This is a genomic window from Teichococcus aerofrigidensis (assembly GCF_054073225.1).
In genome coordinates this window covers 1-23,877 of the sequence record NZ_JBSXMU010000056.1, presented here as the reverse complement: position 1 = coordinate 23,877, position 23,877 = coordinate 1, and the positions used below count along the sequence as shown (strand labels likewise).

Genomic DNA, 23,877 nt, shown 5'->3' with positions numbered 1-23,877 from the left:
GAGACGGGGGGCGCGGCGGCGAGCGGCGGGGCGGAAGGCGCCGGGGCCACGCCCCCGCCGCCCGGCGGCACCTGTGGGCGAGGCAGCGGCGGCTGTCCCGCCTGCCGCGCCGTTTCCTCGAGGCGCGGCGGCAGGTCGGGCACGGCATCCACCGTCCGGAGGCCGGCGCCACTCCATTGATACCAGGCGAAGTAGCCACCACCGGCCAGCAGCGCGCCCAGCAGGATCAGGAGGCCGGTTGGGACGCCGCGGTCCGGGACCGGCTCGGGGAAGATCAGCTCGCGACCCTGCTGCGGCGCTCCGGCCGCCTCCCGGAAGCGGCGCACCAGATCCGGCGCGTCCAGGCCCATGGCCTCGGCATAGCTGCGCACGAAGCCGGCGCCGTAGGCGGTGCCGGGCAGATCCTCGGGCCGTCCCTCCTCCAGCGCCGCCATGTAGCGCATGTTGATGCGCAGCCTCTGGGACATGTCCTCCAGGCTGAGGCCGAGCGACATCCGGGCCTCGCGCAGCGCCTGGCCAACGCGAGCCGCCTCCATGCCGGAGGCTTCCATCCGGGTCTGCCGCTTGCTGTCCTGAAGCACGGGACGAATGACCTCAGCGCTGGGCGGAAAGGCGATTCCGCATACACGCATGAGGCCATGTCTTGGCGGTGGCCGCAACCTCAAGCCATGCGGACCCGCGCCCGCGGCGGCCCCGCGGAGACTTAGTGGCCCGCGGCGCGCGCCGCCACGGCCGCTTCCGCCTGATCGAGCAGCTCGCCGATGATCTCGGCCACCGGCTGCTCCCGCGTCACCATGCCCACGCTCTGGCCGGCCATGAGGGAGCCGTTCTCGACGTCGCCGTCGATCACCGCCCGGCGCAGGGCGCCGGCCCAGAAGTGCTCGATGTCGAGCTGGGCGGCCTCCCGCGTCAGCTCTCCCCCCTTGTAGCGCCGGATCACCTCGGCCTGATGCGCCAGGAAGCGCTTGGTCCCGTCATTCTGCAGGGCGCGGACAGGAATAACCGGAAAGGCGTCGTCCAGCTGCACGGTGGGCATGGCGTCCCGCGCGGCGCCGCGCAGGAAGGCCCGCTTGAAGTTCGGATGCGCGATGCTCTCGGTGGCGCAGACGAAGCGGGTGCCGATCTGCACGCCGGCCGCGCCCATCTCCAGATAGGACAGGATGGCCTCGCCCCGGCCGATGCCGCCGGCCACGAAAACCGGCACGTCGCGGATGTGCGGCAGGATCTCCTGCGCCAGCACGGTCAGGCTGACCGGTCCGATATGCCCGCCGGCCTCGGAGCCCTCGATGACCAGGGCATCGGCGCCGGAGCGGACCAGCTTCTTCGCCAGGGCCAGGGCCGGGGCGAAGCAGATCACCTTCGCGCCGCCTTCCTTCGCGGCCTTGATGGCCGGGCCCGGGGGAATGCCGCCGGCGAAGACGACATGGCCGACCTTCGCGTCCAGGCAGACCTGCACCAGCTCCATCAGGTTCGGATGCATGGTGATCAGGTTGACGCCGAAGGGCCGGTCGGTCAGGGCCTGCGTGGCGGCGATCTCCTCGGCCAGCCGCTCGGGCATCATGGCCCCGCAGGCGATGACGCCGAAGGCCCCCGCATTCGACAGGGCGGCGACCAGGTTGCGCTCGCTGACCCAGCTCATGGCGCCGCCGAGGATGGCGTGGCGCGAGCCGAGGAAGGCCGCGCCGCGCGCCATCAACGTCTCGACGGAACCGGGCCGCACCGCGGCGGAACCGGCCTGCTCCTGGAGGGCCATCAGCCCTCGGCGTCCAGGCCGTAGGCGGTGTGCAGGGCCCGCACGGCCAGCTCGGTGTACTCGGCGCCGACCAGCACGCTGGTCTTGATCTCCGAGGTCGAGATGACCTGGATGTTGATGCCCTTCTCCGACAGCGCCTTGAACATCGTCGCCGCGACGCCGGCATGGGAGCGCATGCCGATGCCGACGATGCTGATCTTGGCGACATCCGGATCGGTCAGCATGGCCTCGAAGCCGATGGTGGCGCGCGCCTTCTCCAGCACGTCCTTGGCGCGCGGCAGATCGGTCTTGCCGACGGTGAAGGTCATGTCGGTGGTGCCGTCCGCGCCCAGGTTCTGGACGATCATGTCGACATTCACATTGGCGGCCGAGAGCGGTACGAAGACCTCGGCGGCGACGCCCGGCTTGTCCGGCACCCGGCGCAGCGTCACCTTGGCCTCGTCGCGGGAATAGGCGACACCCGTCACCAGCGGCTGTTCCACGATCTCATCCTCATCCACGACCAGAGAACCAGGGAGGGGCTCGCCCGGCTTGTCCTCGAAGGAGGACAGCACCTGCACCCGCACCCGCTGCTTCATCGCCAGCTCGACCGAGCGGGTCTGCAACACCTTGGCGCCGACCGAGGCCAGCTCCAGCATCTCCTCATAGGCCACCGCCGGCAGCTTGCGCGCGCGCGGCACGATGCGCGGGTCGGTGGTGTAGATCCCGTCGACATCGGTGTAGATGTCGCAGCGGTCGGCCTTCACCGCGGCGGCGACGGCGACGGCGGAGAGATCCGACCCGCCGCGCCCCAGCGTGGTCACGCGATTGTCCGGCCCGACGCCCTGGAAGCCGGCGACCACGGGCACCTGGCCCATCCGCATCCGCTCGATCAGGACGGCGCCCTCGATCTCCTCGACCCGCGCCTTGCCGTGCGCGGCGTCCGTGCGGATGGGGATCTGCCAGCCCTGCCAGGAGCGGGCATCGACGCCGATGGTCTGGAGCGCGATGGCCAGCAGGCCGATCGTCACCTGCTCGCCGGTGGCCACCACCGTGTCATACTCCCGCGCGTCATGCAGCGGCGAGAGCTCCTGGCACCATTTCACCAGCTGATTGGTGACGCCGGACATGGCGGACACGACGACGGCGACCTCGTTCCCGGCGTCGACCTCGCGCTTGACCCGGTTGGCGACGTTGCGGATACGGTCCAGATCGGCGACGGAGGTGCCGCCGAACTTCATCACGATACGGGCCATGCGGGTCTGAAGGATCGCTTCCGGTGGGGCTTCGGGGGCCGGCCACGGTTGCAGCCGGCGAAGGGCTGGGACAGATAACCAAGGCCGCGCCCCGCCGCAACCTGCAACCGCAGGCCGCCGCCGCGCCGGCGCCATGCCCGGAGGCCCCGCCATGCCCGCCAGCAATACCGCCAGCAATACCGCCATGGCCGGCGAGATCGCCAAGTTCGACGCCCTGGCGGCGCGCTGGTGGGACCCGGCGGGGCCGATGGCGCCGCTGCACCGGATGAATCCGCTGCGCTGCAGCTGGATCGCCCGCCGCCTGGCCGCCGCGACCGGGCGCGCCGGCGAGGATCTCTCCGGCCTGGCCATCCTGGATGTCGGCTGCGGCGCCGGGCTGGCCAGCGAGGAGCTGGCGCGGAAGGGCGCGGCGGTGACCGGCCTGGACGCCGCCGGCGAGGCGCTGGCGGCGGCCCGCGCCCATGCGGCGGCGGGCGGGCTCTCCATCGACTACCGCCAGGGCCTGCCGGAGGATCTCGCCGCCGAGGAGCGGCGTTTCGATGCCGTGGTGGCGCTGGAGGTGATCGAGCATGTGGCCGATCGCCCGGCCTTCCTGGCGGCCCTGGCGGCGGTGACCAGGCCGGGCGGCATGGTCTTCCTCTCCACCCTGAACCGCACGCCGAAAGCCTTTCTCTTCGCCAAGCTGGGGGCCGAGTACCTGCTGCGCCTGCTGCCGCGCGGCACGCATGACTGGCGGATGTTCGTGACGCCGGCCGAGCTGGGCGCCGAGGCCCGCCGGGCCGGCCTGCGGACCACCGACATCGCCGGCATGGTGCCCGGCCTTCCGCGTCAGGAATGGCGGGAGAGCCGGGACGTCTCGGTCAACTACATCGTGGCGATGCGCCGGGACTAGCGCGGCGCCGGGGGCCTCAGCCGTCCGCGCGCGGCACCCAGGGGAGCCGCGCGATCTCGATGCCCTCGTCCCGCAGGGCCTCGGCCTCGGCGTCCGAGGTCTCGCCGTAGATGCCGCGATGGTCGCTTTCGCCCCGGTGCATCCGGCGCGCCTCCTCCGCGAAATCGGCGCCGACGTCCTCGCAGTGCCGCTCCACCTCGGCGCGCATCCTCTGCAGCAGGGCGAGCATCTGCGCCGGCATAGGCCCGGCCACGGCGGGCGCGCCGGCCTTGGGAGCCACGGGGGGCGGAGGCGCTGGCTCGGCCACCTGCCCCTTGCCGATGGCGGGCGCCATCAGGGCGCGCGAGACCCTGGTGCCGCCGCAGACAGGGCATTCGATCAGCCCGCCGCGGGCAAGCTTCTCGTAGGCCTGGCTGTCCTTGTACCAGCCATCGAAACCGTGGTCCTGATCGCAGCGCAGCTGATAGTGGATCATGCCTTCGCCAAGCCAATGACGGGGAGGAAGGGGCGGCTGCCGCCGGGACCGGCCTCAGCCGCCCTGCAGCATGGCATCGAGCTTGCCGGTACGGTCCAGCGCGAAAAGATCGTCGCAACCGCCAATCGCCTCGCCGTCGATGAAGATCTGCGGCACCGTGCTGCGGCCGCCGGAGCGCCGGATGGCTTCCTGCCGCTCCGCCGAGCCGTGCGGGGAATCGTATTCCCGGAAATCGACGCCCTTGCGGCCCAGCAGCAGCTTGGCGCGGGAGCAGTAGGGGCAGAAGGCGGTGGTGTAGATTTCGACCTGGGCCATGCAGCACAGATCGTCTCGCTCCAGGCGACGGTCAAGGGCGTTTCACACCCGTGGCCACACCGGAGCACGGGCTGTCACTGCCCCGCCGCGCGGGGCGCCGCGGTGCGCGCCGCCGCCAGCACATCCACCGAGGCGGCGCCGGCGGCCAGCAGCAGCCGCGTGCAGCCCCCCACCGTCGCGCCGGAGGTCAGCACGTCATCCACCAGCAGCAGTCGGCGGCCCTCGATCCGCCGTGCCGCCCCGGCCGCGAGGGTAAAGGCCCCTTCCAGCACCAGGGCGCGCTGCGCCGCGCCGAAATCGGCCAGCGGCGGCGTGCGCCGGGCGCGGAGCAGCAGATCCGGCGCCCAGGGCCGGCCGGAGAGGCGCGACAGGCGGCGTGCCAGCAGCGCCGCCTGGTTGTATCGTCGCGTCAGCAGGCGGCTGCGGTGCAGCGGCACCGGGAGGATCAGCTCCGCCTCCGCCAGCAGCTCCCGCCCGGCCCGCACCATCTGCCGCGCCAGCAGGCCGGCCAGTTCGGTGCGGTCGCCATATTTCAGGGGCAGGATGAGCCGCCGGGAGCCCTCGTCATAAAGAAGAGCCGCACGGGCACGGCCGTAATCCGGTGGGCGCACCAGGCATTGCGCGCAGGCGAGCCCCTCCCCTTCCGCCGCTGGCAGGCCCTGGCCGTCATGCTGGAAGGGCAGACCGCAACGGTCGCAACAGGGCGAGTTGATCAGCGTCGTGGCGCGGAAGCAGGCGGTGCAGAGCGTGTCGTGGTCGAGCACCGGCTCGGCGCAGGCCATGCAGCGGGGCGGGAGCAACAGGTCGATCGCGGCGGCGCCCAGGCGGCGCAGACCGGTGGAACAGGCGGGCGCGACCCAGCGGCGAAGCGTATTCACCATTTCGTGAGATTAGGCCTGCATCCCGATGGCGCACAAGCCGCCTTGCACGTCGCCGCTCCCGAGGGCATCTGCCCGGCATGGCGGATGCGATGCAGGTTTTCGATCGGGCTCTGGTGCGCCGCCGGCGGGACCGCGCGGCGGGCGGGATCGGCGCTGTCGCCCCCATCCTGGAGGCGGCGGCGGCCCTGTTGCTGGATCGGCTGGACGACACCACGCGCCGCTTTCACCGCGCGCTCGACCTCGGCGGCCGTGGCGTGGTGGCTCCCGCGCTGCGCGCGCGCGGCATCGGGCAGGTGGTGTCGATGGATCTCTCCACCGCCATGGCGCGCCGGCCAGGACCGGAGGAGGGCATCCTGCCCCTGGCCGGGGATGAGGAGTGGCTGCCCTTCGCACCCGGCAGCTTCGACCTGGTCCTGGCCAACCTCTCCCTGCACTGGGTGAACGATCTGCCGGGCGCCCTGCTGCAGCTCCGCCGCGCCATGGCGCCGGATGGCCTGTTCCTGGCCAGCCTGCCGGCGCTCGGCACCCTGCAGCCGCTGCGCGAGGCCCTGGCCCGCGCCGAGAGCGAGCTGCGCGGCGGTCTCAGCCCGCGCGTCTCGCCCTTCCCGGAGCTGCGCGATGGTGCTGCGCTGCTGCAACGGGCCGGCTTCGCCATGCCGGTCGCCGACCGGGACCGGCTGGACCTGCGCTACCGCAGCCCGCTCGCGCTGCTGCGGGATCTCCGCGCCGCCGGAGAGGGCAATGCGGTCCTGGCGCGCGACCCGCGCGTTCCGCCCCGCGCGCTGTTCCCCATGGCGCTGGCGGCGCTGACCCCCGGCCCGGATGGCCTGGCCATGCCGCTGGAGATGCTGATCCTGACCGGCTGGGCCCCCGGCCCGGACCAGCCGCGCCCGGCCCCCCGCGGCAGCGCCGGCCTGCGCCTCGCCGATGCACTGGGGACGGTCGAGCACGGGACCGGCGAGCGGCCCGGGAACTAGGAGCGCATTCCTGCCGCCGGTGGCAGCCCTGCGCAGGCATGGCTTGCAACACCGCCCGTTGGCGCGCATTTTTCCCCGTCATGGAACAGTCTGGTGCAGAGGCGCGGCGGATCACCCTGCACGCGCCTGAGGATTTCGAAGGGATGCGGCGCGCGGGGCAGTTGGCCGCGGCCACGCTCGACATGATCGCCCCGCATGTCCGGCCGGGGGTGAGCACGGGCGAGTTGGATCGTCTCTGCGATGCCTTCATCCAGGAGAACGGCGCGGTCTCGGCCTGCCTCGGCTACCGGGGCTATCCGAAGTCGGTCTGCATCTCGCTCAACCACGTGGTCTGCCATGGCATCCCGGGCGACCGGGTCCTGGTGGACGGTGACATCCTGAACATCGACGTCACCGTCATCCTCGACGGCTGGTACGGCGACACGAGCCGCATGTATGTCGCCGGCACGCCCAGCACCAAGGCCCGGCTGCTGATGGACGTGACCTATGACAGCCTGCTGCGCGGCATCAAGGTGGTGAAGCCCGGCGCCCGGCTTGGCGATATCGGCCACGCGATCCAGAGCTACGTGGAGAAGAACCGCTTCAGCGTGGTGCGGGATTTCTGCGGCCACGGCATCGGCCGCACCTTCCACGCCTCGCCCAACGTGCTGCATTTCGGCCGCCCCGGCGAGGGGCCGGTGCTGAAGCCCGGCATGTTCTTCACCATCGAGCCCATGGTGAACATCGGCCGCCCGGAGGTGAAGGTGCTCGATGACGGCTGGACCGCCGTGACGCGGGACCGAAGCCTCTCCGCCCAGTTCGAGCACATGGTGGGCGTCACCGAGACCGGCTGCGAGGTCTTCACCTTCTCCCCAGCGGGGCTCGACAAGCCGCCCTACGCCGTCTGAGCGGCGGGCGGAGCCCCAGGCGGCTCCGCCCTGCTCCCCTCAGCTCCCCCTCAGGGCGCGGTGGCCGGCACGCCGGCCTCGCGAAGCGCCTCGGCCTGGCGCGCCGCCAGTTCCTGCTCGTTGAAGTCGGCGATCAGCTCCTGGAACAGGCGGTGCCAGTTGAGTTCGGCGCGCAGCCGCATGAAGGCGCTGCCCAGGCCGACCGCGCCACGATCCACCAGCACGAATTCACGCGGCGGCTTGACCCCTCCGGTGCGCTTCAGCCCGGCATGCACCTCGGCCGCGACCTTGCGGCCGAAATCCGGGTCGTCCACCTCCTGGATCGGCCGCACGCGGTCGTCGAGCAGGGGCTCGTGCAGGAACCGCGCCCAGAGGCCGAGCACCTCCATCTTCTCCTTCGACAGGTTGGTGAAGCCCCAGATCCGGTAGGCCTCGGCCGCCTTGTCCCGATCCTCGTCGCGCAGCGCCTCGTACAGCATGATGACGCCGCGCAGGAAGGCGGGGGGGAAGACCCGGATGGCGCCGAAGTCGAGGAGGTTGATGCCCGCGGGCCCCTCCTCCGAGGGCTGCCGCACCTGGTAGTTGCCGAGGTGCGGATCGCCATGGATCACGCCGTAGCGGTAGAAAGGCAGATACCACGCCTTGAACAGCGCCGTGGCATAGGCGTTCCGCTCCTCCTGCGAGGGCTCCTCCGCCAGCCGCTCGAGGATCGGCCGGCCGTCGAGCCAGCTCATGGTCAGCAGGCGGCGGGTGCAGTACCCCTCGACCGGGCTGGGCGTGCGCACCTCCGGCACCGGCGCCAGCATCCGGTTGTAGAGCCGCATCTGCGCCGCCTCCCGGCCATAGTCCAGCTCCTCCCGCAGCCGGTCGCACAGCTCGACATAGACATCGTCGTGCTGGATGGCATCGTCCATCCGCGCGAAGATCCCCATGGCCAGCTTGAGCTGGCGGAGGTCCGCCTCCACCACGCTGGCCATGTCGGGGTATTGCAGCTTGCAGGCCACCAGCCGGCCATCGGGCAATGTCGCGCGATGCACCTGGCCGAGGCTCGCCGCCGCCGCCGCCTCCTGGCCGAAGCTGGCGAACTTCGACTGCCAGGCCGGCCCCAGCTCGGAGGACATCCGGCGGCGCACGAAGGCCCAGCCCATCGGCGGGGCATTGGCCTGCAGCGCGGCCAGCTCCTGCGCATATTCCGGCGGCAGGGCATTGGGCACGGTGGTCAGGAACTGCGCCACCTTCATCAACGGGCCCTTCAGCCCGCCGAGCAGCGCCTTGAGGTCGCCCGCATGGGCATTGCGGTCGGTGCGGATACCGAGGAACCGCTCCCCCGCCACCCGTGCCGCGATGCCGCCCACCGCGCCCGAGGTGCGTGCCATGCGGCGGATCTCGCCAAAGAGGCTGCTCGCCTCGCGGTCGTCAGCCATCGGCACGCTCCAGTTCGTCGATGAAGCCGGAAATGACGTTCAGCCCCTTGTGCCAGAAGGCCGGGTCCGAGGCATCGAGGCCGAAGGGCGCCAGCAGCTCGCGGTGCCGCAGGGTGCCGCCCGCGCGCAGCAGTTCGAGATACTTGCCCTGGAAGTCCGGTACGCTGCCCTCCTGATGGACGCCGTAGAGCGCGTTCACCAGGCAATCCCCGAAGGCATAGGCATAGACATAGAACGGCGTGTGGACGAAATGCGGCACGTAGGACCAGAAGATCTCGTAGTCCGGCGTGAACTCGAAGGCCGGGCCGAGGCTTTCGGTCTGCACCTGCATCCAGAGCGCGCCGATCTCCTCGCGCGAGAGCTCGCCCCGGCGGCGGGAGTCGTGCAGCAGGGTCTCGAAACGGTAGAAGGCGATCTGCCGCACCACCGTGTTCAGCATGTCCTCGACCTTGCCGGCCAGCAGCGCGCGGCGGCGGCGCGGATCGGTCTCGGCGTCCAGCACGGCGCGGAAGGTCAGCATCTCGCCGAAGACGCTGGCGGTCTCGGCCAGGGTCAGCGGCGTGCCGGACATCAGATAGCCCTGCTTCGCCGCCAGCACCTGGTGCACACCGTGGCCCAGCTCATGCGCCAATGTCATCACGTCGCGCGACTTGCCGTGGTAGTTCAGCAGCAGATAGGGATGCGCCGAGGGCACCGTGGGGTGGGCGAAGGCACCGGAGGACTTGCCGGGGCGCAGCGCCGCGTCGATCCAGGGCCGGTCGAAGAATTCTCGCCCGACGCGGCCGAGCTCCGGGCTGAAGGCGGAATACGCCGCGAGCACGCGCTCCCGCGCCGCGTCCCAGGGGATCCGGCTGTCGTCCTCATCCGGCAGGGGCGCATTACGGTCCCAGTGCTGCAGCTTCGGCAGCCCCAGCCACCGCGCCTTCATGGCGTAGTAGCGGTGCGACAGCGCCGGGTAGCTGGCCGTCACGGCCGAGACCAGGGCGTCCACCACCTCGTCCTCGACCATGTTGGCGCGGTTGCGGCTGCTGCCGGGGCGCGGATACTTCCGCCAGCCGTCGATGATCTCCTTGTCCTTGGCGAGGGTGTTGGTGATCAGGGTGAACAGCCGCGCCTTGTCCCCGAAGGCGGCGGCGACGCCCTTCGCGGCGGCCTCGCGCACCGATCGGTCGCGGTCGGAGAGCTTGTTCAGGGCGCCGGAGACGTTCAGCGTCTCGCCCTTCACCGTCACCTGCATGGCGGTGATGGTCTCGTCGAACAGGCGGTTCCAGGCGGAGCGCCCGGTCACCTCCTTCTCGTGCAACAGGCGCTCGACCTCGTCCGAGAGCTGGTGCGGACGGAAGACGCGCAGGTCGCGCAGGAAGGGCCGCCAGTGGCGCAGGGCGGCCGAGCCGGCGAACTTCTCCTCCAGCCTCGCCTCCTCGAGCCGGTTCAGCTCCAGCGTGAAGAACAGCAGATGGGTGGAGATGCCGGTCACCCGCTCCTGCATGTCCTGGTAGAAGCGGCCGTTGGCGGGGTCCTGGGAGTCTCCCGAGAACAGCAGCTGGGCGAAGGACATCACCCGTCCCAGCACCTCGTCGATTCGCTGGTAGGTCGCGATGGCCTCGGCCAGCCTGTCGCCGGAGAGGCCCGGGAGTTGCCCGGCATGCCCTTCGGCGAAGGTCCGGGCCTCGGCCTCGGCGCGGGCGAGATCGGCCTCCAGCGCCGGGTCCGCGGTGCCGTCATAGAGGTCGGAGAGATCCCAGACCGGCAGCCCCGCCGCATCCTTTCCCCCCTGGGAGCGGGCGGCGGTGTCTCGGGTCGGATGGCGGAGAGAGTGAAGCTGCACGGGAGGCCCTGCGGTTGTGAGATTTGCTCCCGTGGATATAAGCCCATGGATGGGGAGGCCAAGCGCCCCCCGTCCGATTGCCGCCCGCCGCCAACCGACGCGCGCGCCATGAAGCCGGCCGCAGATCGGCTGCGCCCCGATTCCGACAGGCCAATCTCTGACAGGCCAATCTCTGACAGGACGCTGGACGACCCATGCCCGAGCAGGACAAGAGCCACAGCATCCCCGCGCTGCTGCTGAACCAGGCCCGCCGCTGGCCCGACAGGCCGATGCTGCGCTACTGGCGCGACGGCGGCTGGCGGCGGATGCGCTGGGCCGAGTTCGCCCTGCAGGTCGCCGCCGTGGCGGCCGGGCTGCGGAGCCACGGCGTCGCTCCCGGTGACCGGGTGCTGCTGCTGGCGGAGAACCGTCCGGAGTTCCTGATCGCCGATACGGCGCTCATGGCGATCGGTGCCGTCACCGTGCCTGCCTACACGACCGGCACGGTCGCGGATCACGGGCATATCCTGCGGGACGCCGGGGCGCGCTGCGCCATCGTCTCCACCGCCAGGCTCGCCGCCAGCCTGCGGGAGGCCGCCGGCGCCGGCGGCCTGGATCTGATGGTGACCATGGAGCCTGTCGAGGAGGCTGTGGACTGGTCCGATCTGGCGGCGGCAGGCGGCGACCTGGCCATGCTCGCCGCCGAGGTGGATCACATCCCCGATGGCCGCCTGGCCTGCCTGATGTACACCTCCGGCACCGGCGGCCCGCCCAAGGGCGTCATGCTTCCGCATCGCGCCATGCTGGCCAACCGCCGCGGCATCGAGAGCTTCATCCGGCGGCTGAACCTGCCCGAGGATGGCTGCTACCTCTCCTTCCTGCCGCTGTCGCACGCCTATGAGCACACGGTGGGCTACCTGCTCTGCTCCTTCGGGATCGAGCTGGTGTTCAGCCGCGGCGCCGAACGGCTGGCCGCCGAGCTGACCGAGATCCGCCCGCATATCGTGACCGCGGTGCCACGGCTGTTCGAGGTGCTGCGGGCCCGCATCCTGGCCGCCGCCGAGAAGCAGCCGCCGCGGCAGCGGATGCTGTTCGAGGCGGCGCTCCGCCTCGGGCTGCGGCGCCTGGACGGGCCGGCGCTCGGCCTCTGGGGGCGGCTGCAGGACGCGGTGCTGGACCGGCTGGTGCGCCGCCGCATCCGGGGCCGCTTCGGCGGACGCATGATGGCCCTCGTCTCCGGTGGCGCGCGCCTCGACCCGGACCTGTCCGGCTTCTTCCTCGCCCTCGGCCTGCCGGTGCTGCAGGGCTACGGGCAGACGGAGGCCGGGCCGGTGGTCAGCGTCAACCTGCCCTGGGACAACGACCGGCACAGCGTCGGCCGCCCCCTGCCCGGCGTGACCCTGCGCATCGCCGAGGATGGCGAAGTGCTGGTCCAGGGGCCGCTGGTGATGGATGGCTACTGGGGCAATGCCCAGGCCACCGCCCAGGCGCTTCGCCCCGACACCCCGGAGGGGCCGCCCTGGCTGCACACCGGCGACACCGGCCGTCTGGAAGGAGGCCGGCTCTACATCACCGATCGCAAACGGGATTTCATCAAGACGGCGGGGGGCGAGATGATCAGCCCGGCCCGCATCGAGAGCCTGCTGATGGCCGAGCCGGAGATCCAGCATGCCGTGGTCGCCGGCGAGGGACGCCCGGGCATCGTCGCCCTGATCGTCCCGGCCGAGAAGGTGCCGGAGAAGGCGGTGGAGCAGGCGGTGGGGCGGGTGAACCGCAGGCTGGGCGGGCCCGAGCGGATCCGCCGCTTCGCGACCGTGGAGCCCTTCCGGGTCGAGGACGGGCTGCTGACCCCGACCATGAAGATCAAGCGCCGCGCCGTCCTGCAGGCGCGGGAGGAGCTGATCGCCAACCTCTATCGCTGAGGCTGGCGCGCCGCTGGCCTCAGCCGATGGTCTCGAGCACCAGGCGGCGGATCTCGGCCTGGCTCATCGAGGGGCGCGGCTCCGCCTGCCGCAGCAGGGCGGCGGGCAGGCCGGTCTGGAGGATGGAAGGGGTATGGGACGTGTCGTTGTTGTTCTTGTGAATCATGGTCACGCTAGTCATCTTTCCTGGCGCCCGCCGCAGCGGGCCGCCATGTCATCAACAGGTTAAGGATCGTCCTTCGGCCCAGAGGCCGGGATCCGTGAAAAGCCGCGGGTCCCGCGCGGGTTTCAGCGCGGACGCACGGCACCGACATCATCTTCGGGAGAAGGGCCGATCCGCCGCGACAGGCGCGGACAAGGCAAATGCCAGGGGCAGATGCCCGGGAGCGGCCTGAAACGGAGACGGATCAGACAGCATCTACTTGGCACTCCTGATCCGGGATATCAAGCCTGCCGGTCGGTTTCGCCGGCCGGAGCGGCGGCGGGCCGGTCCGGCGGGGCCTCGCCGTCTTCCGCCACCGTGCCGGCCTCCTCCGCCTGGGCGATCTCCTCGCGCTCCACGGCGGCCTCCTGCGCCACCGCCACGAGTTCGGTGCTGACCGGCTGCACCGGCATGACCAGGAAGTCCTCCTTCGCCTCGGGCGCGCTGCGCTGGCGCATGCGGTAGAGGCCCCAACCCGCGATCAATGCCTGCGCCGAGAGGATCAGCCAGCCCAGGCCGGCCGGGCCGAGCCTCCCCATGGCGAGGCCGCCGGCGAAGGGCCCGAGGGCCGAACCGGCGCCCCAGAGGATCAGCAGCCCGCCCGAGGCGGCAGCGAATTCGGAGGGCGAGACATGGTCGTTCACATGCGCCAGCACGAGGCTGTAGGCCGGGATGACCATGGCCCCGAAGGCGGCGACCAGGCTGTAGGACAGCCAGCGCGGCGGATGGTCCGGCACCAGCAGGATCATGGCGAGCAGCGCCATCGCCGCGGCGCCGGCCAGGCTGACGACAAGCAGGCGGCGGTCGATCCGGTCCGAGAGCCAGCCGGCGGGCCAGGTCGCGGCGAAGCCGCCGAGCGACCCGCAGGCCATGAAGATGGCGACGGAGCCGGCATCCAGCCCGATGCGCTGCGCGAAGAGCGGGCCCAGGGAGTAGTAGGCACCCGTGCTGACGCCGATCAGGAAGGCCGCGACCACGCCGAAGGGCGACTGCTCGTAAAGCCGCCGCAGGTTCAGCTCGGCGGCGCCCTCGGCCTGCGCCGGCGCCTGGGCGCGGGAGAGCACGACCGGCACCAGGGCGAAGGAGATGATCATGGAGATCAGGCAGAACAGCACGAAGCCCCGTGGCGGGGCGGCGGTCAGCAGCATCTGGCCGCAGACGCCGGCGATCATGCCGGTCATGCCGTAGATGCTGAGGATGCGGCCGCGCACCGCCGAGGCCGAGGCCCCGTTCAGCCAGCTTTCCACCACGATGAACAGGCCGGCGAAGCAGAAGCCGGTCAGCGCCCGCCCGACCGGCCAGAGCCAGGGATGGATCAGCATCAGATGCAGCAGCGGCACCGAGGAGGCGATCGCCGCCAGTGCCGCGAAGGCCCGGGTGTGCCCCACCACCCGCACCAACTGCCCGCCGCGCAGCGAGCCGAGCATCAGCCCGATGTAGAACCCGCTGCCGACGAGGCCGATCTGCGTCGCGGTGAAGCCCTCCAGCCCGCCGCGCACCGTCAGCAACGAGGATTGCAGCGTATTGCCCATCTGCAGCATGGCATAGCCGAACAGCAGGGCGATGACCGGCGCCAGCGTGGCGGAGAGCGAGGCCACCGGCGCGGTGGCCATGGCGGGGGAGGAAGAGGAGGTAGAGGCCACTCGGCACTCCGCGGGCAGAGGGTGGATACCGCGGGCGGGGTCGCCCGGCGGGTCGCGGCCCGGCCGGCATAACCAGGGACGACCGGCACTTCAAGCCGCGGCCCTGACCACCTCTCGCAGGGTTGCGGATTGGGCCATCGCCGATAAAACCCTGGAAAATTTCCCTGGAAAATAAAAGGAAGGAAACGTCGCATGATCCGCTGGACCACCGGCCGCCGCGCCACGCTCGCGCTGCCGCTCCTCGCCCTCGCCCGCCCCGCCCTGGCCCAGGCGGCCTGGCCCGCGCGCGCGGTCTCGATGGTGACGGGCTATGCCCCGGGCGGCCTGACCGATGTCACGACCCGCGCCATCGCCCAACGGATGGAGCAGGAGCTGGGCCAGCCCATCGTGGTGGAGAACCGGGTGGGGGGCGCCACCTCCGTCGCCGCCACCTATGTCGCCCGCGCCGCGCCGGATGGCTACACGCTGCTGATGGGCGCCTCCTCCCTGGCGATCAACCCGGCGCTGCAGCCTGAGTTGACGCCGCGCGATCCGCAGCGGGAGCTGGAGGCGCTGGGCCTCGCCTACCGCAGTGCCTTCGTGCTGCATGTGCATCCCGACCTGCCGGTGCGCAGCACCGCCGAGTTCATCGACTACGCCAAGGCCAATCCCGGCAAGATCAACTTCGGCAGCAGCGGCACGGGCGCGGTGAATCATCTGGCGCTGGAACTGCTCCGCAAGCGGGCGGGAATCGATGTGCTCCATGTGCCCTATCGCGGCGGCGTTCCGGCCCTGACGGACCTGCGGACCGGCCGGATCCAGGCGATGTTCCAGGCGGCGCTGGAGGCGATGCCGGTGATCCGCGAGGGCGTGACGCGGGCCATCGCGGTGAGCAGCGCGCAGCGGATGGCACTGTTGCCGGGCGTCCCGGCTGTGGCGGAGACCCTGCCCGGCTTCGACGCGGTCTTCTGGCAGGGCCTGTTCGCGCCGCCCGGCCTGCCTCCCACCGTGGTCGCGCCCCTCTCCGCCGCGCTGACGGCCGCCACCGAGGACAAGGGGCTGCGTGCGCGGATGGCCGAGCAGGGCGTCGCCATCGAGACCGGCGACGCGGCGGTCATGCGCCGCATCCTGGCCGAGGACAGCACGCAATGGGGCACGCTGATCCGCGAAGCCGGCATCCGGCCGGAATAGCCGAGAGGCCCGCCGTCACGGCGGCGGGCCCGGCCCTCACATGCCGAGGGCGCGGCGGTACAGATCGAGCAGCGTCTCCTGCTCCTCGATCTCCGCCGGCTCCTGCTTGCGCAGGCGGATCAGCTGCCGGACGACCTTGACGTCGAAGCCGGCGGACTTGGCCTCGGCGAAGATGTCCTTGATGTCGTCGGCCAGCGCCTTGCGCTCTTCCTCCAGCCGCTCCACCCGCTCGATGATCGAGCGCAGGCGATCGACGGCGATGCCGCCGACCTCGGATTCGGGATCGGCGGCCTGACGGTCACGGCTGGCCTTGGCGTCCTGCTCGTCGAAATCGCTCATCAAGGGTCTCCGGGCTGCCGAACACGACCGGCTCCAGGAAGCGGGCCGGGGCGGCGGCATATAACCGGCGGCGCCAGCGGGGGCAAATCCGGGCGCATTCAGATGGCGCCCCTCAACCCTCAGTCATCGCGGACGCGATTTCCGCCAGGAACGGTGGCCCAGCCGCCCTGCGCCAATAAAGAACGCGATGCAGGCAAGTTCCTGTTGTCCGCCCCTTCTGGCGGTCCTGGTACATCCCCGGGCGTCTGGTCACTCCATCTTCACGCCACGGCCTGTTCCGCCGCTGTCTGGCTCCATGTGACTTCCGGGAGACTTCCATCGGGCATTCCGGCGCCGGGGATGTCAGTGCCCCGGGCTGGTGGCGGCGAACCTGGCCTTCTGCTCGGGCGTCGCCTCCTTCTGGTGGAGGGCCTGCCACTCCTTGTAGGGCATGCCGTAGACGATCTCGCGCGCTGCGGGGTCCGGCAGGTCCAGCCCCCGGGCCTCCGCCGCCTCCCGATACCAACGGCTCAGGCAGTTGCGGCAGAATCCGGCCAGATTCATCAGGTCGATGTTCTGCACATCGCTCCGCTCGCGCAGATGTTCCAGCAGGCGGCGGAAGGCCGCGGCCTCCAGCTCCGTGCGGGTGGCGGGGTCGTTGACATCGGTCATGGGCGGGCCCTCCTTCCACCCCAAGGTGGGGTCGCCACCGCCCCTCTGCCAAGCCGGCCGCATCATCGCCCCTGCCTTTGCCTCCCCTGCCTCCCATATGCCCCGTGACCGCCCTTCCCCAGGGCCCGCCTCACACGCAGCCGGGAGACCGCCGCATGATCCGCTATTCCGTCCTGGACCTCGCCCCGATCAATCAGGGCGAGGAGGCCGCCGACGCCTTCCGCCATTCCGCCGACCTCGCGCGCCATGCGGAGGACTGGGGCTACCACCGCTTCTGGCTGGCCGAGCACCACAACATGCCGGGCATCGCCAGCGCCGCCACGGCGGTGGTCATCGGCCACGTCGCCGCCGCCACCCGCCGCATCCGCCTGGGCTCGGGGGGGATCATGCTTCCCAACCATGCGCCGCTCATGGTGGCCGAGCAGTTCGGCACCCTGAACGCCCTCTTTCCCGGCCGCATCGACCTCGGCCTCGGCCGCGCCCCGGGCACGGACATGCGCACCGCCCGCGCGCTGCGCCGCAATCTCTCCGGCGACGCGGACAGCTTCCCGCAGGACGTGGTCGAGTTGCAGAACTGGTTCGCGCCCGTGCAGCCGGGCCAGCCGGTGCAGGCCGTGCCCGGCGGCGGGATGGAGATCCCGATCTGGATCCTCGGCTCCAGCCTCTACGGCGCGCAGCTCGCCGCCATGCTGGGCCTGCCCTTCGCCTTCGCCTCGCATTTCGCGCCGCAGATGCTGGACCAGGCGCTGGCGGTCTATCGCGAGGGCTTCCGCCCCTCGGAGACGCTGAAGCGGCCCTACGCCATGGCGGCGATGAATCTCTTCGCCGCCGCGACCGATGCCGAGGGGGAACGCCTCTTCACCTCGCTGCAGCGCCAGTTCCTCAACCTGCGGCGGGGCACGCCGGGCAAGCTGCCGCCGCCGGCGGAGGATATCGCCGCCCTGCAGCAGGAGGCGCGGCTGGCCGGGGTCGGCCACAGCCTCTCCTGCTCGGCGGTCGGCGCGCCCGCCACGGTGCGCGCCGCCATCGAGGGCTTCCTCGAGCGGACCGGCGTGGACGAGCTGATGCTCACCGGGCAGATCTTCGACCATGCCGCGCGGCTGCGCAGCTTCGAGATCGGCGCCGAGGTGTGTCGTGCCCTGGCGCGGGAGCCGGCGGCCTGCGGCTGAGGCGGGCGAAAGGGGGAGCCGGCCAGGCTCCCGCCGCCGCGGACGTGTCAGGCGTTGCCGGAGAGATAGTCCATGGCCGCCTTCGCGCCCGCATCCTCGTGCGGCACCCCGGCGATGCGCAGCCCCATCTCGACGCCCGACAGCGTGCCCATCAGGGTCAGGTCGTTGAAATCGCCCAGATGACCGATGCGGAAGACCCGGTCGTTCAGCCGGCCGAGCCCGTTGCCGAGCGACATGTTGAACCGCTCCAGGATGGCGGCGCGCAGCGCATTGGCCGAATGCCCCTCCGGCAGGCGCACCGCGGTCAGCGCCGAGGAATAGTGGCGCGGCTCGGCGCACTGCACCTCCAGCCCCCAGGCGCGCACGGCCCGGCGCGTGGCCTCGGCATGGCGGTCGTGCCGGGCGAAGACATTCTCCAGCCCCTCGGCCAGCAGCATGTCGAGCGCGGTATCGAGCGCGTAGAGCATGTTGGTCGCGGGGGTATAGGGAAAGTAGCCGGTGGCATTGGAGGCCAGCATCGGCTTCCAGTCCCAGAAGCTGCGCGGCAGCCGCGCCGTCTCGCTGGCCTTCAGCGCCTTCTCCGAGATGGCGTTGAAGGACAGGCCCGGCGGCAGCATCAACCCCTTCTGACTGCCGGCCACGGTGACATCGACGCCCCATTCGTCATGGCGGTAGTCGATCGAGCCCAGCGAGGAGATGGTGTCCACCAGCAGCAGCGCCGGATGCCCGGCCTCATCCATGGCGCGCCGCACCTCGTCGATGCGCGAGGTGCAGCCGGTGGAGGTCTCGTTGTGCACCACGCAGACGGCCTTGATGGCGTGGCCCCTGTCGACGCGCAGCCGCTCGCCGATGGCCTCGACATCGGCCGCGCGGCGCCAGTCGGTCTGGATCAGCTCCGGGCGCAGGCCCAGGCGCTCGGCCATCTCGCGCCAGAGGAAGGCGAACTGCCCGGTCTCGCACATCAGCACCGTGTCGCCCGGCGAGAGCGTGTTGACCAGCGCCGCCTCCCAGGCGCCGGTGCCGGAGGCCGGGTAGATGATCACCGGCTGCCGCGTCGCGAAGACCGCCTTGACCTTCTCCAGGATCTGCGCGCCGAGCTTGCCGAAATCCGGGCCCCGATGGTCCATGGTCGGGTTGTCGAGCGCGCGCAGCACGCGGTCCGGCACGTTGGTCGGGCCCGGGATCTGCAGGAAATGGCGGCCGGCGGTGGGCCTGGACTGGAAATAGGCCATGATGGTTTCCTCCTCGGGGTCCGATGCGCCGAGGGTTAGGCGTAATCCATGCGTTTCGCCAATGAGTTCGCATTGTCGGATTGATGAGCATTATAGATCGGACAGGCCCGCCGGCGCGCGCTAGACAGGGGCAGGACGAGACGACCGGAAGCGCCAGGAAGCCAAGATGAACGCCATTCACCAGTCCCGGGTGCGGCCGGGTGATACTGCCCTGGCGGCCCGGCTGCGCCGGGAGACCGCGGGCGAGGTGAAGTTCGCCCCGGCCGATCGTGGCCGCTACGCCACCGATGCCAGCATCTACCAGGTGGAGCCCATCGGCGTGCTGGTGCCGCGGAGCATCGAGGATGTGGCGGCGGCGCTGGCGATCTGCCGCGAGGCCGGCGTGCCGGTGCTGCCGCGCGGCGGCGGCACCAGCCAGTGCGGCCAGACCGTCAACCGCGCCCTGGTGATCGACTGCACGAAGTTCCTTCGCGAGGTGATCTCGGTCGATGCCGCGGCGGGCATCGCGCGCGTGCAGCCCGGCATCGCGCTCGGCGCGCTGAACGACGCGCTGAAGGCGCACAGGCTGTTCTTCCCGGTCGATCCCTCCACCTGGGCGCGCTGCACCATCGGCGGCATGGCGGGCAACAATTCCTGCGGCAGCAAGTCGATCCGCTACGGGCTGATGGCCGACAACGTGCTGGCCATCGACGCGCTGCTGGCCAGCGGAGAGCGCTTCACCTTCCGCGAGCTGGGCGACAATCTGGGCGATGACGTCCCCGCCGATGTCGCGGCGCTGATCCAGTCCCTGCGGGCGCTCGGCGCGCGCGAGGCGGAGGAGATCGCGGCGCGCTTCCCGCGGCAGCTCCGCCGTGTCGGAGGCTACAATATCGAGGCGCTGACGCCGGCGGCGCGGGCGGCGGGGCGCGGCAATCTCGCGCGGCTGCTGGTCGGCAGCGAGGGAACGCTGGCCTTCTCCGCCACGCTCGACCTCAAGCTCTGGCCGATCAAGCCGCGCAAGGTGCTGGGCATCTGCCAGTTCCCCACCTTCCGCGCCGCCATGGCGGCCAGCCAGCATCTGGTGACGCTGAATCCCGAGGCGGTGGAACTGGTCGATCGCACCATGATCGATCTCGGCCGCTCCATCGCCCTCTATCGCGACACCATCGAGCGCATCCTGATCGGCGAGCCCGACAGCCTGCTGATCGTCGAATTCCATGGCGACGACGACGCGGCGCTGACGCGCGATCTCGACCGCCTGGAGGAGATGATGGGCGATCTCGGCTATCCCGACCAGGTCGTCCGCGTCACCGACAGCGCCTTCCAGGCCAGTGTCGCCGAGGTGCGCGAGGCCGGGCTGAACATCATGATGTCGATGAAGGGCGACGGCAAGCCGGTCTCCTTCATCGAGGACACCGCCGTCGATCTCGCCGATCTCGCCGACTACACCGAGCGGCTGAACGAGGTCTTCGCGCGGCACGGCACCAAGGGGACGTGGTATGCCCACGCCTCGGTCGGCTGCCTGCATGTGCGGCCGGTGCTCAACATGAAGGACGGCGCGGAGGTGGCGAAGATGCGCGCCATCGCCGAGGAATGCTTCGCCCTCGTCCGCGCGTACAAGGGCAGCCATTCGGGCGAGCATGGCGACGGCATCGTGCGATCGGAGTTCCACGAGCCGATGTTCGGCGCCCGCATCGTCCGCGCCTTTGAGGCGGTGAAGGACAGCTTCGATCCCGACGGGCTGCTCAATCCCGGGCGGGTCGTGCGCGCGCCCCGCATGGATGACCGCAGCCTGTTCCGCTACCCACCCGGCTACCGCGCCGAGGAGGGCATCAGGCCGGCGCTCGACTGGTCCGCCTGGCCGGGTCCGCAGGGCGGGTTCCTCGGCGCCGTCGAGATGTGCAACAACAACGGCACATGCCGGAAGTTCGACGCCAACGTCATGTGCCCTTCCTTCCGCGTCACGCGGGAGGAGCAGCACCTGACGCGCGGCCGCGCCAACACGCTGCGCCTGGCGCTGACCGGCCAGCTCGGCGCGGACGCGCTGGCCGGCGACGAGGTCGCGGAAGCCATGTCGCTCTGCGTCTCCTGCAAGGGCTGCAAGCGCGAATGCCCGACCGGCGTGGACATGGCGAAGATGAAGATCGAGGTGCTGCACGCGCGGGCCCGGCGCCACGGCATCCGGCTGAAGGACCGCCTGATCGCCGAATTGCCGCGCTGGGCGCCCTGGGCCGCGCGCCTGCCCTTCCTCGCCAATGCGCGGGACAGCATTCCCGGCCTTCCCGGCCTGACCGAGCGCTGGCTCGGCCTCGCCGCCGGGCGCAGCCTGCCGAGGTTCCGTCGCGACCGCTTCCGGGATGCCGAGGCGGTGCGGGAGGGGCCGGGCCGCGAGGTGCTGCTCTTCGCCGACACCTTCAACCGCCATTACGAGCCCGAGGTGCTGCGCGACGCGGTGAAGGTCCTGGCCCATGCGGGCTACCGGCTGCGTCCCGCCGCCGCGCCGGACGGGCGACCGCTCTGCTGCGGCCGCACCTATCTGGCCGCCGGCATGGTGGAGCGCGCTCGCGCCGAGGCGCGGCGGACGCTGGAGGCGCTGTCGGCCAGCGACGCGCCCGTAGTCGGGCTGGAGCCTTCCTGCCTGACCACGTTGCGCGACGAGTTCCTCTCTCTGCTGCCCGGTGCCGCGGCCGAGAAGCTCGCCGCCCGCGCCTTCCTGGCCAGCGAGTTCCTGGAGCGCGAGGGCGCCGCGCCGCCGCTGCGCGAGATCGGCGCCGCGCGGGCGCATATCCATGGCCATTGCCATCAGAAGGCCTTCGGTGCCTTTCCCGCGGCGGTGAAGGCGCTGCGCCGCATCCCGGGACTGGAAGTGACGCCGATCGCCTCCTCCTGCTGCGGCATGGCGGGCAGCTTCGGCTACGAGGCAAAGAACCTCGAGACCAGCAAGGCGATGGCCGGTCTCTCTCTGCTGCCCGCGGTGCGCGCGGCGGCGCCAGGGGATGTGATCGTTGCCGACGGCACCTCCTGTCGCCACCAGATCGGCGACCTCGCCGGTCGCGAGGCCGTGCATTCCATCCGGCTGCTGGCGCGGGCTATCCCCCCCGCATGACCCAGCCGAACGACATCCTCGACTTCTGGTTCAGCGAGGGCCTCGACACCCCCCGCGCCGCCTGGTTCCAGCGCGACGATGCCTTCGACGCCGACATTCGCCGGCGCTTCGGCGATCTCCTCGCCCCGGCGCGCGAGGGCGCGCTGGACGGATGGACGGGGCGGCCCGAGGGCACGCTGGCGCTCCTGGTCCTGCTCGACCAGTTCCCACGCAACCTGCATCGCGGCCGGCCGGAGGCCTTCGCCAGCGATGCCAGGGCGCGCGAGGTCGCGCGCCAGGCGGTGCTGGCCGAGGCACAGGATCTGCGGCTGCCGCCCGCGGCGCGGAGTTTCCTCTATCTGCCCTTCGAGCATTCCGAGGCGATGGCGGACCAGGATCTCTCCGTCACCCTGTTCGAGGGGCTGCGCGACGAGCCGGCCTCGCGCGCGGCGGGCGGCAGCATCGACTATGCCTGGCGGCACTGGCGGGTGATCCATGCCTTCGGTCGCTTTCCGCACCGCAACGCGGCACTGGGCCGGGCCAGCACGGCGGCGGAAGAGGTTTATCTCACCCGCCCCGATGCCGGATTCTGAAGGCGCGCGGAAATCCGGGACCGGCCGGTTTCGGCGGGTCTCTTCACAAGTGAGTGCGCGGATGGACGCCCTGGGGGCCCGCTCCCTCCGTTAAAGGCGCAATCCGGCCCCTGGCCAAGCCGATCGGCCCCGCGCGTGTGTTGCCGCCCGCCTCATCTATCGAAAGCTTTACCGCCGAGCCTCTGCCATCCGAAGGATATTCCATTTATCAAGGATTTGCGGGCGGTTTCCGGCGGCCACCCGCGACGGAGAGGTTCCGCCGCCCCGACCACCTCAAGTCTGTGTTCTTTCTGCCACAGTTCGCCGCGATTGCAGGAGGGAACCGCAACCTGGACCTGCAACCCCGGTTTTCTCGTCGCCCGCTCCAAAGCGTTGCGTTTCAAGGGACCACAACAATGACGCTTCGTCGCATCCTGCTTGCTGCCACCATTCTTTCCGTGCCGGGTGCCGCCATGGCGCAGGACGCCTGGTATTCCCCGACCTCCTGGCTGCCCACCGCCGCTGCTGAGCCGATTCAGGGCGTCTATCTCGGTGCCGGCGCCGGCTGGAACCATTCCGATCGCCGTGGCCTGACGGCACAGGGCGGCGCGGCCAACTACTTCGACTCCACCTTCAGCAACCGTCAGGGCAAGCTGGGCTTCGAGGAAGGCGCCATTGGCGTGCTCTCCCTCGGTTACGGCTTCGGCAACGGCTTCCGCACGGAGATCGAGGGCAGCTACCGCTACAACAGCGTCGACCGCATGGGCGGCTTCCAGAACCGCATCGGCGGCCAGCCCGGCGTGGCGATGAACAGCATCGACGGCGAGCAGCACCAGTACGCCGTGATGGCCAACCTGTTCTACGACTTCCAGCTGCCGCGCTGGTTCCCGAACATGCCGGTGGCCGTGGTGCCCTATATCGGCGGCGGCGTCGGCTATATGTGGACCGACATCAACAGCAGCGGCACGCAGATCGGCGCCGCGGGCAACCGCGTCGTGGTCGATGACAGCGCCGGCTCCTTCGCCTACCAGGGCATCGCCGGCCTGTCCTTCCCGATCACCGCCGTTCCGGGTCTGTCGATCACCGCCGAGTACCGCTACACCGGCGCCCTGCAGACCAAGTTCGACGGCAATGTGACCAGCCCGACCGGCGTGCGCTCGAACGGCAAGTTCGAGATGGATCAGGCGCACAACCACTCCGCCCTGATCGGCGTGCGCTACGCCTTCAACCAGCCGGTCCCGCCGGCCCCGGTTCCGGTCGCTCCGGC

Annotated in this window: 22 protein-coding genes; 9 read left to right on the top strand and 13 right to left on the bottom strand. The window is 71.0% G+C overall.

The annotated features are described in order from the left end of the window. The 3 genes from ACVMLK_RS12920 to ACVMLK_RS12910 form a co-directional block, all read right to left on the bottom strand. Positions 1-581, bottom strand: a 581-nt coding sequence (locus tag ACVMLK_RS12920; RefSeq protein ID WP_457486612.1) for a helix-turn-helix domain-containing protein, incomplete at its 3' end; no start/stop codon positions are given. Positions 582-703: 122 nt separating this feature from the next. Then, positions 704-1,753 carry an NAD(P)H-dependent flavin oxidoreductase gene (locus ACVMLK_RS12915; protein ID WP_457486611.1) on the bottom strand — a complete coding sequence of 350 codons (1,050 nt, stop codon included), beginning with the start codon at positions 1,751-1,753 and terminating at the stop codon, positions 704-706. Continuing rightward, complete coding sequence (locus tag ACVMLK_RS12910) at positions 1,753-2,988, bottom strand: aspartate kinase (RefSeq protein ID WP_198367953.1); 1,236 nt, start codon at positions 2,986-2,988, stop codon at positions 1,753-1,755. Before ACVMLK_RS12910 ends, ACVMLK_RS12915 begins: the two co-directional genes overlap by 1 nt. 151 nt (positions 2,989-3,139) lie before the next feature. On the opposite strand from ACVMLK_RS12910, the gene ubiG reads away from it, so the two are divergent. Further along, positions 3,140-3,880 (top strand): bifunctional 2-polyprenyl-6-hydroxyphenol methylase/3-demethylubiquinol 3-O-methyltransferase UbiG, encoded by a 741-nt coding sequence (gene ubiG, locus ACVMLK_RS12905; protein WP_457486610.1) that lies wholly within the window; start codon positions 3,140-3,142, stop codon positions 3,878-3,880. A gap of 16 nt (positions 3,881-3,896) precedes the next feature. Here ubiG and ACVMLK_RS12900 read toward each other — a convergent pair whose 3' ends face one another. The 3 genes from ACVMLK_RS12900 to ACVMLK_RS12890 form a co-directional block, all read right to left on the bottom strand. Then, positions 3,897-4,355 carry a DUF1178 family protein gene (locus ACVMLK_RS12900; RefSeq protein ID WP_457486609.1) on the bottom strand — a complete coding sequence of 153 codons (459 nt, stop codon included), beginning with the start codon at positions 4,353-4,355 and terminating at the stop codon, positions 3,897-3,899. A gap of 54 nt (positions 4,356-4,409) precedes the next feature. Then, positions 4,410-4,670 carry a glutaredoxin 3 gene (grxC, locus tag ACVMLK_RS12895; RefSeq protein WP_198367956.1) on the bottom strand — a complete coding sequence of 87 codons (261 nt, stop codon included), beginning with the start codon at positions 4,668-4,670 and terminating at the stop codon, positions 4,410-4,412. 74 nt (positions 4,671-4,744) lie between these two features. Then, entirely contained in the window at positions 4,745-5,551 is an 807-nt protein-coding gene (locus ACVMLK_RS12890) for a ComF family protein (RefSeq protein ID WP_198367957.1), read from the bottom strand. A 77-nt stretch (positions 5,552-5,628) separates the two neighbouring features. Between ACVMLK_RS12890 and ACVMLK_RS12885 the strand changes: the two genes are divergently transcribed. Continuing rightward, on the top strand, positions 5,629-6,528 hold the full coding sequence (locus tag ACVMLK_RS12885) for a methyltransferase domain-containing protein (RefSeq protein WP_457486608.1): 900 nt from the start codon (positions 5,629-5,631) through the stop codon (positions 6,526-6,528). Positions 6,529-6,608: 80 nt separating this feature from the next. Then, complete coding sequence (gene map, locus ACVMLK_RS12880; protein ID WP_457486607.1) at positions 6,609-7,415, top strand: type I methionyl aminopeptidase; 807 nt, start codon at positions 6,609-6,611, stop codon at positions 7,413-7,415. Positions 7,416-7,465: 50 nt separating this feature from the next. Here map and ACVMLK_RS12875 read toward each other — a convergent pair whose 3' ends face one another. Both ACVMLK_RS12875 and ACVMLK_RS12870 read right to left on the bottom strand, forming a co-directional pair. Beyond that, positions 7,466-8,839, bottom strand: coding sequence for an ABC1 kinase family protein (locus ACVMLK_RS12875; protein ID WP_422923836.1), 1,374 nt, complete (start codon positions 8,837-8,839; stop codon positions 7,466-7,468). Continuing rightward, a complete protein-coding gene (locus ACVMLK_RS12870; protein WP_457486606.1) occupies positions 8,832-10,667 on the bottom strand; it encodes a M3 family oligoendopeptidase in 1,836 nt (611 codons plus the stop codon). The genes ACVMLK_RS12875 and ACVMLK_RS12870 overlap by 8 nt, the downstream gene beginning before the upstream one ends. 194 nt (positions 10,668-10,861) lie before the next feature. Here ACVMLK_RS12870 and ACVMLK_RS12865 point away from each other — a divergent pair, with 194 nt between their 5' ends. Beyond that, positions 10,862-12,568, top strand: a complete 1,707-nt coding sequence (locus ACVMLK_RS12865) for an AMP-dependent synthetase/ligase (RefSeq protein WP_457486605.1) — start codon at positions 10,862-10,864, stop codon at positions 12,566-12,568. A gap of 19 nt (positions 12,569-12,587) precedes the next feature. Here the strand turns inward: ACVMLK_RS12865 and ACVMLK_RS12860 are convergent, their stop codons facing one another. Both ACVMLK_RS12860 and ACVMLK_RS12855 read right to left on the bottom strand, forming a co-directional pair. After that, positions 12,588-12,740, bottom strand: coding sequence for a hypothetical protein (locus ACVMLK_RS12860; protein ID WP_198367963.1), 153 nt, complete (start codon positions 12,738-12,740; stop codon positions 12,588-12,590). A gap of 272 nt (positions 12,741-13,012) precedes the next feature. Continuing rightward, positions 13,013-14,383 (bottom strand): MFS transporter, encoded by a 1,371-nt coding sequence (locus ACVMLK_RS12855; protein ID WP_457486604.1) that lies wholly within the window; start codon positions 14,381-14,383, stop codon positions 13,013-13,015. 222 nt (positions 14,384-14,605) lie between these two features. On the opposite strand from ACVMLK_RS12855, the gene ACVMLK_RS12850 reads away from it, so the two are divergent. Next, positions 14,606-15,583, top strand: coding sequence for a Bug family tripartite tricarboxylate transporter substrate binding protein (locus tag ACVMLK_RS12850; RefSeq protein ID WP_457486603.1), 978 nt, complete (start codon positions 14,606-14,608; stop codon positions 15,581-15,583). A 36-nt stretch (positions 15,584-15,619) separates the two neighbouring features. Here ACVMLK_RS12850 and ACVMLK_RS12845 read toward each other — a convergent pair whose 3' ends face one another. Together ACVMLK_RS12845 and ACVMLK_RS12840 are read right to left on the bottom strand one after the other, a co-directional pair. Beyond that, positions 15,620-15,922 (bottom strand): DUF2312 domain-containing protein, encoded by a 303-nt coding sequence (locus tag ACVMLK_RS12845; protein WP_198367965.1) that lies wholly within the window; start codon positions 15,920-15,922, stop codon positions 15,620-15,622. 342 nt (positions 15,923-16,264) lie between these two features. Further along, the gene (locus ACVMLK_RS12840) at positions 16,265-16,573 is read right to left on the bottom strand and encodes a DUF1244 domain-containing protein (RefSeq protein WP_198367966.1); all 309 of its coding nucleotides are present in this window, start codon (positions 16,571-16,573) and stop codon (positions 16,265-16,267) included. 155 nt (positions 16,574-16,728) lie between these two features. Between ACVMLK_RS12840 and ACVMLK_RS12835 the strand changes: the two genes are divergently transcribed. Next, complete coding sequence (locus ACVMLK_RS12835; protein ID WP_198367967.1) at positions 16,729-17,742, top strand: LLM class flavin-dependent oxidoreductase; 1,014 nt, start codon at positions 16,729-16,731, stop codon at positions 17,740-17,742. A 47-nt stretch (positions 17,743-17,789) separates the two neighbouring features. Here the strand turns inward: ACVMLK_RS12835 and ACVMLK_RS12830 are convergent, their stop codons facing one another. After that, positions 17,790-18,974: a pyridoxal-phosphate-dependent aminotransferase family protein gene (locus ACVMLK_RS12830; RefSeq protein WP_457486602.1), complete on the bottom strand. Its 1,185-nt coding sequence runs from the start codon at positions 18,972-18,974 to the stop codon at positions 17,790-17,792. A 166-nt stretch (positions 18,975-19,140) separates the two neighbouring features. On the opposite strand from ACVMLK_RS12830, the gene ACVMLK_RS12825 reads away from it, so the two are divergent. The 3 genes from ACVMLK_RS12825 to ACVMLK_RS12815 form a co-directional block, all read left to right on the top strand. Then, the gene (locus ACVMLK_RS12825) at positions 19,141-22,059 is read left to right on the top strand and encodes an FAD-binding and (Fe-S)-binding domain-containing protein (RefSeq protein ID WP_457486601.1); all 2,919 of its coding nucleotides are present in this window, start codon (positions 19,141-19,143) and stop codon (positions 22,057-22,059) included. After that, on the top strand, positions 22,056-22,631 hold the full coding sequence (locus ACVMLK_RS12820; protein WP_457486600.1) for a DUF924 family protein: 576 nt from the start codon (positions 22,056-22,058) through the stop codon (positions 22,629-22,631). Before ACVMLK_RS12825 ends, ACVMLK_RS12820 begins: the two co-directional genes overlap by 4 nt. 395 nt (positions 22,632-23,026) lie before the next feature. After that, on the top strand, positions 23,027-23,877 hold an 851-nt coding region (locus tag ACVMLK_RS12815; RefSeq protein WP_457486599.1), incomplete at its 3' end, for an outer membrane protein.